Origin of the sequence: Sneathiella sp., assembly GCF_036844445.1 — a bacterium.
Classification (GTDB): domain Bacteria; phylum Pseudomonadota; class Alphaproteobacteria; order Sneathiellales; family Sneathiellaceae; genus Sneathiella.
Genome location: NZ_DAIUFV010000001.1, coordinates 434,329 through 446,446, shown reverse-complemented (window position 1 = coordinate 446,446; position 12,118 = coordinate 434,329). Strand labels below are relative to the sequence as shown.

Sequence of the window (12,118 nt, the reverse complement as noted above, 5' to 3'; positions counted from 1 at the left end):
CATAAAATCAAATGATGGGGCCAGAAATCCGGCCCCCCGCGCGCTCAGGCGATCACATTGACGAGAGCCTCGACCTCCGCTTCCGTTGTATTCCAGGAGGTGACGAGACGGATCACGCCGTCTCTGTCGTTGGCGCGGCGGTGATAGAGGATGTTCGAGGCCGCAAGGCGCGCAAGCACGGCTTCGGGCAGCTTCACGAAGATCATATTCGCTTCGACGGGGTAGAGAATTTCCGCCCCCGAAACCTGCGTGAGGCGCTCGGCAAGGCGCGCGGCCTGCCGATTGGCGCCCGCCGCAAGCTCGCGCCAGTAATCCCCGTCGAGCGAGGCATCAATCTGCGCGCCGAGATAGCGCATTTTTGAAAAGAGGTGCCCGCCGCGCTTGCGGCGGAACTCAAATTCCCGCGCCTTCTCCATGTTGAAGAAGACAACCGCCTCCGCCCCCATCGCGCCGTTCTTGGTCGCCCCGAACGAGAGCACATCGACGCCCGCCCGCCAGGTGAGGTCGGCCGGATGGCTGCCGAGAAACTCCAGCGCATTGCCAAAGCGCGCGCCGTCCATATGCAGGATAAGGCCGTGCCGCCGCGCAAGGCGGGCGATATCCTCGATTTCACCCGGCCGGTAGACGGTGCCGCATTCGCTCGCCTGCGTGATCGAGATGACGGACGGAACGACATGATGGACGGAGCCGCCATCCTGCAAAATCGCCTCTTCCAGCGCGTCGGGCGAGAGCTTTCCGTCCGGCCCGTCCAGCACGACGAGCTTCGCGCCGCCAGTGTAAAATTCCGGCGCACCGCATTCGTCATTTTCAATATGCGCGCTCCGGTGACAGAAAATGGCGCCATAAGGGGGCGTGAAGCTACTAATGCCGAGAACATTGGCCGCCGTCCCCGTCGCCACGGGAAAGACTTTCAGATCGCACTCAAAAAGCGCGCGAAACCTGTCCTCAAGACCCTGTGTGAGGGCGTCATTTCCGTAACTCAGCGCCGCGCCCTCGTTGGCGCGCTGCAGCGCGGCCATGATTTTCGGCGCAACCGGCGCCGCGTTATCGCTTATGAAGTTAATCGCCGCTTCGCTTCCCTGCATTTTTCCCCCTCGATCGTTCTGCCGGTTTCGCTCACTCACCCGTTCGGGTGACCGTCCTGTCGAGCGAGAAGCTGCCGAGCTGATGCCCATCCGCGAGCGAAAAGACAAGAATGCGCCGCGCTGCCCCCTCGGTCCCGAGCGTCAGGAACATCCGCGCCCCGTCGGAGGTCAGGCTGATGACATCCATATCCTCCGGAATCGCGACCGCGATATTGCCAAAATCCCGCAATCCGATCGCGGCAGCACCCGCGCCGGCAGTGGCCCCTTGCGGTGCGGGCTGCGGTATCTCGCTTGCAGCCGGCGGATTAACGCTTTTCGGCGCCGTCATCCGGTTATATAACGTAACGCCTATGATGCCGATGAAGAGGATAATCAGAAACCCGAGAATCCCGACGATCCATTTCAGCAGGGTAATATTCGGACCGGGTTCGACATCCGGATCATTTTTCATGACGGCACCTTGAGCATTTCAAACAAGACTGGTTTCTGTGTATGCCATTCAATGCGGGGTTACATCAAGTTGAAGTTTCAGAAGGCGATCACGGCGCGCGGCTCGATCGCGTGCTGGCCGACGCCCTCCCCGAGATTTCACGAAGCCGGATCAAGCCGCTGATCAAGGATGGTCAGGTAACGCTGAACGGCGCCGCCGTCACCGATCCTTCCCGCCGCGTCCAGCGCGGCGAGAGATATGCGATCACCCTCCCCCGCGTTGAGAGCGAGGCGCTCGCGGGCGAGGATATCCCGCTCGATATCCTCTATGAGGATGCGCATCTGATCGTTATCAACAAGCCGGCCGGCATGGTCGTGCATCCGGCCGCCGGCAACCGGTCAGGAACCCTCGTCAACGCGCTCCTCCATCACTGCGGCGGGACGCTTTCCGGCATCGACGGCGAGCGCCCCGGCATCGTTCACCGCATCGACAAGGATACGAGCGGCCTGCTTGTCGCCGCAAAGACCGACACCGCCCACACAGGGCTTGCCGCGCTGTTCGCCGCGCATACGATCGAGCGGCGCTACAAGGCGGTGGTGTGGGGCCGCCTCTATCCGACAAGCGGCGAGATTTCCGGCAGCATCGGGCGTGATCCGCGCAACCGCAAGCGCATGGCGATGGTCAGCGACGGCGGCAAGCTGGCGCTCACCCGCTACCGGCTCCTTGAGAATTTTTCCGATATCGCGGCGCTTGTCGAATGTGAGCTCAAAACCGGGCGAACGCACCAGATCCGCGTCCATATGACCCACCTCGGCCACCCGCTGGTCGGCGATCCGCTTTACAGCCGGAACAAGAAAAGCCGCCTGCGCACGTTGGACGAGGCGCGGCAAAATGCGATCCTCTCCTTCCCGCGCCAGGCGCTGCATGCCGAAACCCTTGGTTTTGTGCATCCCGTCACAGACAAACCCTTGAAATTTGAGGTAGATTTACCACGTGATCTCAGGGAGCTCATCGCGGCATTCAGAGGGGGAGCCCCCAACCATTAAAATGCCACGATCTTCCTGTAGATAAAGGATTTATCGGGTCTGTTGTTCGGGTGTCTTAAGGCAACGAAGAGCAGGCGCCATAGAAAGAGAGGGTCCTGAATATGAGCACTACATCCTTACCCGTCCTGACGCCGGAAGGCGGTCTGTCGCGCTATTTGCAGGAAATCCGCAAGTTCCCCATGCTGGAGGCGGACGAAGAATATATGCTCGCGAAAGCATGGAAAGATCACGGCGATACGGAAGCGGCGCACAAGATGGTGACCAGCCATCTCCGCCTCGTCGCCAAGATCGCCATGGGCTATCGCGGCTATGGCCTGCCGATCGCCGAGCTGATCTCCGAAGGCAACGTCGGCATGATGCAGGCCGTCAAACGGTTCGAACCCGATAAGGGCTTCCGCCTTTCGACCTACGCCATGTGGTGGATCCGGGCTGCCATTCAGGAATATATCCTGCGCACCTGGTCACTGGTAAAGATGGGGACGACGGCGGCGCAGAAGAAGCTGTTCTTTAATCTGCGCAAGATCAAGGGCCAGATCGAAGCCATTGACGACGGCGATATGTCGCCCGACCAGGTGAAGCTGATCTCGAAGAAGCTCGGCGTGACCGAGGACGACGTCATCAGCATGAACCGGCGAATGAGCGCCCCCGATCACAGCCTGAACGCGCCGATGCGCGCCGAAAGCGAAGGCGAGTGGATGGACTGGCTCGAAGATGATGCGCCGGATCAGGAAACCGTCTATGCGGAAAATCAGGAGCTGGATCGCCGCCGCAGCATGCTGCAAAAGGCGATGGGCGTTCTGAACGAGCGCGAGCGGCACATTCTTACCGAACGCCGCCTGCGCGATGAGCCGCAGACGCTCGAAGAGCTGAGCCAGCAGTATGACATCAGCCGCGAGCGGGTGCGCCAGATCGAAGTGCGCGCGTTCGAGAAGCTGCAACGCGCGATGAAATCAAAGATGGTTGAAGAAAGGGTCTGATCCTTCCGCTTCACCAATGAACAAGGCGCCTGAAACATCAGGCGCCTTTTTTCTGTCCTGCCGGTGAAGGTCAGCGCGAAAAACCGCCAATGGGCGGCATCCGGACCGCGCCGACCCGCGCGAGCGTGTTCATAACCGCATCGGAAGGATGACCATAGAGCCGCATCGCCTTCGGCGTCAGCACTTCAAGGAAGCGGCCGGCGAATTTCTTGCCGAAATTCCCCATATGGGCAAGCGCCGCCTCGGAGTTCTCAAACCGCTCGAGCACATGGCAAATTGTCCTGTCCTCGCTGACCGACCATTCATAGTTGAGTGTGCCGGGCTCATCCGCCTTGGTCGCCGCGATCATTTCATCTTTAAGCGCCGCGAATTTGTCATACGCGCCCGCTTTGATCTCAAGCTCATAGATCCAGTAGACATGACCTGTCATGCATTTATCCCTGTTGGTTATTGTTGTCCGAAGCAGGCACTATGGCGAATAGAAGCGGCGGGCGCCAGCCGTTATAGAAAGATCGAATGGCGTCCGCACATTCAGAATAGCCGCTAGCGATCGCTGCCCGCGACTTCGCGAATGTCGGCGATGAACTGCCCGCCCCACTCCTCCACCAGCTTGGCGCGGCGCTTCTGCAGGCGGGAAATGGCGGCTTTCGCCCGGAGCTCATAGATCGAGAAGACGACGATCGGCAGGGCCCATGAGAGGAACATGCCAATGCCGGCGCCGCCGAACATCGCAAGCCACATATAGACATCGCTGAGCAGGCGGAAGGCTTCGCTGAAAGTCTGTCCCCGCTCCCACAAGATGCCGACGACGGGAAGGATCCCCGCGATATTGAAGGCGAGCATGGTCGCGACGCTGCCAATGCGGCCGGTATTGAGGAGAATTGCGACGAGGCTCGGGATCAGCCCGGCAAACACGACCAGCATGGTCGGCGGAATGAAAACGATGCCAAGCCCGGTGAACACCATCGCCCAGAAAATTGCGATCCCCGTTCCCGGGGTTGCGCTCGCGGCCTTCGCCTTCGTCTTCGGTTTCGCCTTCAACGGCTTGCCTCTTATTTGCTGCGCTTTCATGACTTATCCCAGAAAATAGAGCGCCGAGAAGGCCGCGCTTGTGAGGAGAGCGGTCACGGACAGCACCGATGTGATCCACGCACCGTAGCGCTCGGCAAGCGCCCGGCGCATCTCCGTGCCGTTCATCAGGTAAATAACCATGCGATCCGCTTCGCTGACCGCGGCGATGGCGGCCTGATACTCGCGGCTGTCGAGCTGAAGCTGCCGCTCAAGGTCGGTGGTTTCCAAAATTGTCGTGAGATCACCGCTTTTGCGCGCCTCACGAAAGCGTTGCAGCACGAGATCCCGCCGCAGGCGCGAGCGGATCTTCAGGAACACCGGCTTCAGAAGCTCTTCCGCCCAGGCGGCAAAGCCCGGCAGCGGACCCGGGTGACTGAGCGCCTGCAAGGCGGCAAACAGCCGAAGCTGGATCAGCGTATGCTCGACACTGCCGACGGAATAGAGCGAGAGCAGCTTCATATATTTGTCAAGGCCGCGCGATTTCGTCGCAATAAAGGCAGCCGCATGACGATCGAACGGATTGCCGTGGCCGTTCGATGCCTGCAGCTTTTTCTCTGCTATTTCAATAAATTCCGCAATGTTCCTGACATGTGATCCAAGCACGAGCGTGCTGAGGCAGGGCGTGTCGGGGCAAAGCTCATAAAGGCAGCGCTCGAGCCCGTAGCCGAGATCGCCGCTGTTTTTCATAAAGTCCTGGCAGCCGGTGATGACGCCCTCGGGAAGCCAGTCGGTGCGCCGCGCCCGGTTCTCGCGAAACTCGGAGACCGCCATGCTGAGCAGCAGCCCGTTGCCGAACAGCTCGGCGATGGATTTCTTGAGCTCGATACTATCATCGCGATACGCGTCGAGCAGCAGCGGGCCGATGGCATTGCGGGCAAAGGACACATTGCGATACCAGAGCGGGGCTTTGGGATCAAGCAGGCGCGCGGCCTGCGCGGTGATGGTCGCCTCATCGCGCGTCCGGCTCCGCCCGACGCCGGCGCCCTCGCTGTAAAGCTCGGCAATCTCCTCCGCCCGCACTTCGTCGCGCAGGCTGTTTTTCACCCATTTCGCAAGCCGCCCCGTCTTCAGGAATGCCGTTGCCGCCTTTGGCTTGCGGATCATGTTCCGCGCAAGGACGCGGGGAGAATTATACTCCTTTTCCTCGAACAGGATCTTGTCGGTGGTGCGCGGATCACCGCCGCCCCGGCGCGGCGTCTCCTTGATCGTCTCGCGCCAGTTGGCGAGCGTTTCCGCCGTCCACCGCCGCGACGGATCGTCATGGAGCAGCCCGGCCAGCACATCATACATGCGCGGCGAGAGACGCATCTTCTCGACCAGCAGGGCGTAGCTGCCGCGCGCCAGCTTGCCGCGATAGAGCTCCTCATCGCTCATCCCCGCCCCCGGCAGCGCGCCGCCGAGAAGATGCACGAAAAGAATGCCGACCGCATAGAGATCATGGGCGGGAAGACCATCGCCGCGGCCTGCCGGATGCGCCATCATGCTTTCCAGCGGCTCGTAAACCGTCGGCTGCAGCATTCCTGGCGCCTGGCTGATCGCCTCGCCGAGAACGACATGCTGACGGTCGCTGTCGGTATAGAACAGGTTGCACGCGCGTATGGCGCGGTGGGTCACGCCCGCGCGGTGCAGATCGAGCAGCGAGCCGGCGATCGCGGGGAGGATTTTCTCCAGAATCACGCTTTCCGAAACGGGTCCCTGCCCGTCCTGATAAACGAGGCCGCCGCGCGGGCGCTCAAAAACAAGGGCAGCGCGAATATCGAGGGCGGAGAAGCGCACGATCCCCTCCGCCAAGAGGTCCAGCATGCCGCCGTGACGGCTGCCCCGGAGGGCCTCGGCGACAGACTTGCGATAGAAGCTGTAAGGGCCCGCAATGACGGCAAAAAGCTCACTCGTCGGGTCCTGGATATCGACCGTCTCGACGGCGAGGCTGCTGCCCTGCTGGAGGAAGTCGACAGGCCGCGACAGATCGACCCGGTAGCGGCCGTCAAGCAGCGCCCCGCGCGCTGCGGGCGCGGGCTCGGTTGGCATCTCCACTTCTTCTGCGAGACTCATCGTGGGCGACTCTGTCAGTTACCTCAAAATTAGGTCTAACAGTCGCAAAATGACGTTAAGATGTCGTTAAACTCTTCGGACTATCGCTCGGAACTTTGAAGCGGTGCGACGTTGACGCGCCCGGTCAGCAGCGCGGCAACAACAAGCCCCACCGCGGCGATCAGCGACGCCGCAACAAAATTCCCGAAATAGTCATAGGCATAGCCCGCAAAGACGGGGCCGATCGTCTGGCCAAGCCCGAAGGCCAGCGTCATAACGGCTAGGATCTGGCGCGCATTGTCCGGCAGGATTTCGCGCGAATGCACGAGGCCGACGGCCGACATACCCATAAAGGTGCCGCCGAGCAGCAGCGCACTCAAAAAGACGGCGCCCTCGCTCGCGGCAAAGACGCTGCCGGCGACGCCCACCGCAAGACAGAGGCTCGCGATGGCGTAGCTGTTATGATTGCCAAGCCGCCGCCCGACCCACGACCAAATGGGAACTGACGGGATCCCGGCAAGCCCGACGACCAGCCAGACCGGCGTCTGCATCCACTGCAGGCCGGGAATATGCCGCACGAGGGCGGAAATAAAGGTCGCGGTGATGATATAGCCGAAGCCGAGCAGGAAATAGGAGAGGATCAGCGCCTTCAGGCGCGGGCTGAAGATTAGCCGCGGCGGCGTGATCGCGGCATCCGCCGATTTCCCGTCACGCGGCACCAGCCAGAAAACCGGCAGCAGCAGCAGACCAGAGAGCGCTCCGCCCCAGATCCACATCTCCCGCCAGCCCGCGCCATAGGAGATGAGCGCCATGATGAGCAGCGAGGAGAGGGAAATGCCCACGCCCACCCCGGCGAAGTAAAGCGATGTCAGCGACGAGCGCCCCTCCGCCGCGAACCGGCTGAGGATCAGGGTGGTGCCAAAGATCATGACGATGGCGGAGGCAACCCCGCCGACAAAGCGGAGGACGAGAAAAACCGGCAAAGAGTCGGTCAGCCCCATCAGCCCCGTCGTCAGGGCGCAGATCATCAGCGCGGAGAGAAACCAGAAACGCAGCGAGCCCGGCAGCGATTGACGGATCGCAAGCAGGGCGCCGATCAGGTAGCCAAGAAAATTCGCCGACGCGATCAGCCCGGCGTCCGACTTGCCAAGGCCCAGCCCCTCCTCCATGAAGGGCAGGATCGGCGTGAAGACGAACCGGCTGATGCCAAGACCGATGGCAAGCGCGAGCAGTCCGCCAAAGGCGAGCTCGGTCATTCTGGGGGCGGACGGCTTTGTCATTTCGCCAAACTAGCACGCCCGCCCGAAAATGATAACTATCTAATCTTCAAAAGGGTCCCGCACGAGGATGGTATCGTCGCGCTCGGGGCTGGTTGAGAGAAGCGCGACAGGCGCCTCGATCAGCTCCTCCACATGGCGGATATATTTGACGGCCGCGGCCGGCAGATCGGCCCAGCTTCGCGCCCCATAGGTGCTCTCGCTCCAGCCTTCCATCGTCTCATAAATCGGTGTCACCGCCGCCTGATCGGCGGTGCCGGCAGGGAAATAGTCGAGCTTCTTGCCGTTGAGCTCATAGCCGACGCAGATTTTAAGCTCCTTCATGCCATCCAGTACGTCAAGCTTGGTGAGGGCGATCCCGGTGATCCCGCCGGTCTTGACGGCCTGGCGCACCATCACCGCATCGAACCAGCCGCAGCGACGCTTGCGCCCCGTGACGACGCCAAATTCCTTCCCGCGCGCGCCCAGCCCCTCGCCGATCTCATCGAAAAGCTCGGTCGGGAACGGCCCTTCGCCGACGCGCGTCGTATAGGCCTTGGTGATGCCGAGCACAAAGGTGATCGCGCCGGGGCCGATACCGCTGCCGACGGTCGCCTGACCTGCGAGGGTGTTGGAGGACGTAACATACGGATAGGTGCCGTGATCGTTATCCAGCATCGCCCCTTGCGCGCCTTCAAAAAGAATGCGGCGGCGGTCCTTCTTCGCCTCATCAAGGCGGCGCCAGACGATATCGGAAAACTCCAGCACATTCGGCGCGATTTCCATAAGCTGGGCGTGCAGCGCATCGCCGTCCACTTCCGCGGCGCCGAGGCCGCGACGAAGCGCGTTGTGATGATCGAGCAGCGTTTCGATCTTGCGCTTCAACTGGACCGGATCACGCAGATCGCAGACACGCACCGCGCGGCGGGCGATCTTGTCCTCATAGGCCGGGCCGATGCCGCGGCGCGTCGTGCCGATCTTGACGGCGGTGCTGGCATCCTCGCGCAGGCTATCGAGCTCGCTGTGCAGCGGCAGGATCAGCGTCGCATTCTCGGCAATCTTCAGCGTTTCATGATCGACGGTGACGCCCTGCCCGCGCACCGTTTCAATCTCCTTCAGCAGCGCCCACGGGTCGATAACGACCCCGTTGCCAATGATCGACATCTTGCCGCCGCGCACGATACCCGAGGGCAGCAGGCTGAGCTTGTAGACCTTGCCGTCGACGACGAGCGTATGGCCCGCGTTATGGCCGCCCTGAAAGCGCACGACCACATCGGCGCGCTCGGACAGCCAGTCAACAATCTTGCCCTTGCCCTCGTCACCCCACTGGGAACCAACCACCGCCACGTTAGCCATAATAATCTGTCCTTGAAAATAGTCGTGAATCAGGAAAGTTTCGTCACGCCTTCGGGCGTCAGATACTGTCCGCACTGGAGCCGCCGCGCTTCCGCGGCGATATCCGTCTCGGCCGCCAGACCGGCAACCGTTTTCCACCCCTCCTGCCGGAGCTTGAGCGCCGCCTTGCGATCGAAGCCAAACGGCACATAGAGCCGGTCTTCGCTTTTCTGCCGTGGCACGGCGCGCATGAGGCTGTCGAGAAAGAGGGTGAAGCCGGAGGCCGGCTCGCCGTCCACAAGCTGGTAGCGGCCGCCGCGTCCAAGCTCGCCGCGCACGCCGCGGGCAAATACCGTAAAGCTGAGCCCGGTCTGATATTCAAAACCGCGATATTCACCGGGATCAATGGTGAGCTGCAGATCGGGGGCTGCGGCTTTAAGCTCCGCCACCACGTCTTTCAGCGCCTCAACCTGCGCTGCGGCGGCGGCCGGCAGCGCGAGGCGATCGAGCGCGGCAAGCGCGCTCTCGGCCGGGCCGGCGGCTTTCAGCAGGCCGATCAGCAGATCGGCAAGCGGCGCATCATAGCCCTCAAGCGAGGCGGCATCCTTGTGATCGAGCGCTTCGCGCGCGTTTGCCGCAACGACAGGGTCGATGCCGAGGCCTTCGGCGAGCGAGGGCACCAGCGTCGGCAATGTCAGATCGATGGAATAGCGGGTGACGCCAAGCGCATCGAGCGCTTCCTTGGCAAGCAGGATCAGCTCGACATCAGCAGCCGTCGCTTTTGAGCCGATCAGCTCGACCCCGGCCTGCGCAAACTGCCGCTCGGGGCGGAGCTGCGTGCCGTGAACGCGCAACACCTGCCCCGAATAGGAAAGGCGCAGCGGGCGCGGATCGCGCTTCATGCGGGTGGTGGCGACGCGGGCGATCTGCAGCGTCATGTCGGTGCGGATGCCCATCATGCGATGCGAGACCGGATCCATCACGCGGAACATTTTGGAAGCAAGCGCGGCGCCCGCCCCTTCCAGCAGATGTTCCTCAAATTCGATGAGCGGAGGTTTGACCTGCTGATAGCCGTTGGCCGCGAAAACATCCATCAGGGTACGGTTGATGCGTGCCTCACGCGCCGCGGCGGGCGGCAGCATGTCGGCGAGACCGGCGGGCAACAGGCCTTTTTCAGAATAGTCGTTCATCACATGCGCCTATAAAGCATATTTCCCCCGCGACGCCAACTACAACAACGCAAAAGCGGCCGAATTTACCGGCCGCTTTCACGAAGACGCCGAAAGGCGCGATATTAACGGGCGACGCTCTGGAATTGAAGCGCTTTTACCTTCTCGACATTGGGCAGATTGCGGACCGCGTCGAGCGTTTCGGGCGCGAGTTCCGAATCTATCTCGATCAGGGCAATCGCCTCGCCGAGGGCGCGGTGACGGCCAAGATGGAAGGTCGCGATATTGACGCCCGCGTTGCCCAGCACCGAACCCAGCGCACCGATGAAGCCCGGCTTGTCCTTGTTGGTGACATAGAGCATATGCGGGCCAAGCTCGGCCTCCATGCTGATCCCCTTGATATTGACGATGCGCGGGCGGTTGTCGCCATAGAGCGTGCCAGCAATATCGCGGGTCTGGTTTTCGGTCGTGATGCTGAGACGGATGAGGGTCTGGTAATCCTCTTCGCGGTCATTGACGGCTTCGGTAACGTCAATCCCCCGCTCCTTCGCAACAACCGGCGCGTTGACCATGTTGATGCTGTCCATCAGCGGCGACAGCAGCCCCTGCAGGATGATCGATGTCAGCGGCTTGATGTTGAGGCTCGCGGCATGACCTTCATAATCGATGCGCACGCTCTTGATGCCGCTTTCGGTGACCTGCCCGGCGAAGCTGCCAAGCTGCGTTGCAAGCTGCATGTAGGGCTTCAGTTTCGGCGCTTCCTCGGCCGAGACGGAGGCCATGTTGAGGGCGTTGGTGACCGAGCCGATCAGCAGGTAGTCGGCCATCTGTTCGGCGACCTGGATCGCGACATTGACCTGCGCTTCATCGGTGGAGGCGCCAAGATGCGGCGTCGCCACCACATTCGGCAGACCAAAGAGAATATTCTCCTTCGCCGGCTCGACCGCGAAAACGTCGAGCGCCGCGCCTGCCACATGGCCGGACTCGAGCGCCGCTTTCAGGTCCGCCTCGACAACCAGCCCGCCGCGTGCACAGTTGATCAGTCGCACGCCCGGCTTCATCTTGGCGATATTCGCCGCGTTGATGATGTTGCGGGTGCTGTCGGTGATCGGCGTGTGCAGCGTGATGAAATCGGCGCGCGCGAACAGCTCGTCGAGATCCAGCTTTTCAACACCGAGTTCCAGCGCCCGCTCCGGCGAGAGGAACGGATCATAGGCGACGACCTTCATCTTGAGGCCGACGCCGCGGTCGGCGACGATGGAGCCGATGTTGCCGCAGCCGATGACGCCGAGCGTCTTGCCGTAAAGCTCGACGCCCATGAAAGCGGACTTTTCCCATTTGCCAGCGTGGGTGGAGGCGTTGGCCGCCGGGATGTGGCGGGCCAGCGCGAACATCATCGCGATGGCATGTTCGGCCGTCGTGATAGCGTTGCCGAACGGCGTGTTCATGACGCAGATACCGGCTGCGGTCGCGGCCGGGATATCCACATTGTCAACGCCGATGCCGGCGCGGCCGATCACCTTGAGATTGGTCGCGGCGGCGATGATTTCGGCCGTCGCCTTGGTCGCGGAGCGAACGGCAAGGCCGTCATACTGATGGATGCAGGCTTTCAGCTCGGCCGGCGTCATGCCGGTGATTTCGTCCACCTCAACACCGCGTTCGCGGAAGATTTCGGCGGCGCGCGGGCTCATCTCATCGGAGATAAGAACTTTAACCAT

The 12,118-nt window shown here is 61.9% G+C and carries 11 protein-coding genes; 2 read left to right on the top strand and 9 right to left on the bottom strand.

Annotation, left to right across the window (positions count from 1 at the left end):
• Window positions 1-44: 44 nt before the first annotated feature.
• A complete protein-coding gene (locus V7Z56_RS02075; RefSeq protein ID WP_334127683.1) occupies window positions 45-1,085 on the bottom strand; it encodes a threonine aldolase family protein in 1,041 nt (346 codons plus the stop codon).
• Window positions 1,086-1,116: 31 nt separating this feature from the next.
• Window positions 1,117-1,536, bottom strand: a complete 420-nt coding sequence (locus V7Z56_RS02070; RefSeq protein WP_334127682.1) for a hypothetical protein — start codon at window positions 1,534-1,536, stop codon at window positions 1,117-1,119.
• A 41-nt stretch (window positions 1,537-1,577) separates the two neighbouring features.
• Here V7Z56_RS02070 and V7Z56_RS02065 point away from each other — a divergent pair, with 41 nt between their 5' ends.
• Window positions 1,578-2,561, top strand: a complete 984-nt coding sequence (locus V7Z56_RS02065) for an RluA family pseudouridine synthase (RefSeq protein ID WP_334127681.1) — start codon at window positions 1,578-1,580, stop codon at window positions 2,559-2,561.
• Window positions 2,562-2,662: 101 nt separating this feature from the next.
• Window positions 2,663-3,538 (top strand): RNA polymerase sigma factor RpoH, encoded by an 876-nt coding sequence (rpoH, locus tag V7Z56_RS02060; RefSeq protein WP_334127680.1) that lies wholly within the window; start codon window positions 2,663-2,665, stop codon window positions 3,536-3,538.
• Between the two features lie 70 nt (window positions 3,539-3,608).
• Here rpoH and V7Z56_RS02055 read toward each other — a convergent pair whose 3' ends face one another.
• The 7 genes from V7Z56_RS02055 to serA all read right to left on the bottom strand — a co-directional run bounded on the left by V7Z56_RS02055 (window position 3,609) and on the right by serA (window position 12,118).
• Window positions 3,609-3,968 carry a putative quinol monooxygenase gene (locus V7Z56_RS02055; protein ID WP_334127679.1) on the bottom strand — a complete coding sequence of 120 codons (360 nt, stop codon included), beginning with the start codon at window positions 3,966-3,968 and terminating at the stop codon, window positions 3,609-3,611.
• Window positions 3,969-4,081: 113 nt separating this feature from the next.
• Window positions 4,082-4,609, bottom strand: a complete 528-nt coding sequence (locus tag V7Z56_RS02050; protein WP_334127678.1) for a hypothetical protein — start codon at window positions 4,607-4,609, stop codon at window positions 4,082-4,084.
• 3 nt (window positions 4,610-4,612) lie between these two features.
• Entirely contained in the window at window positions 4,613-6,661 is a 2,049-nt protein-coding gene (locus V7Z56_RS02045) for a hypothetical protein (protein WP_334127677.1), read from the bottom strand.
• Between the two features lie 80 nt (window positions 6,662-6,741).
• Entirely contained in the window at window positions 6,742-7,896 is a 1,155-nt protein-coding gene (locus V7Z56_RS02040; protein WP_334127676.1) for a YbfB/YjiJ family MFS transporter, read from the bottom strand.
• A gap of 63 nt (window positions 7,897-7,959) precedes the next feature.
• Window positions 7,960-9,252 (bottom strand): adenylosuccinate synthase, encoded by a 1,293-nt coding sequence (locus V7Z56_RS02035; RefSeq protein WP_334127675.1) that lies wholly within the window; start codon window positions 9,250-9,252, stop codon window positions 7,960-7,962.
• A 29-nt stretch (window positions 9,253-9,281) separates the two neighbouring features.
• Window positions 9,282-10,421, bottom strand: a complete 1,140-nt coding sequence (locus V7Z56_RS02030; RefSeq protein ID WP_334127674.1) for an ATP phosphoribosyltransferase regulatory subunit — start codon at window positions 10,419-10,421, stop codon at window positions 9,282-9,284.
• 104 nt (window positions 10,422-10,525) lie between these two features.
• Window positions 10,526-12,118: a phosphoglycerate dehydrogenase gene (gene serA / locus V7Z56_RS02025; RefSeq protein WP_334127673.1), complete on the bottom strand. Its 1,593-nt coding sequence runs from the start codon at window positions 12,116-12,118 to the stop codon at window positions 10,526-10,528.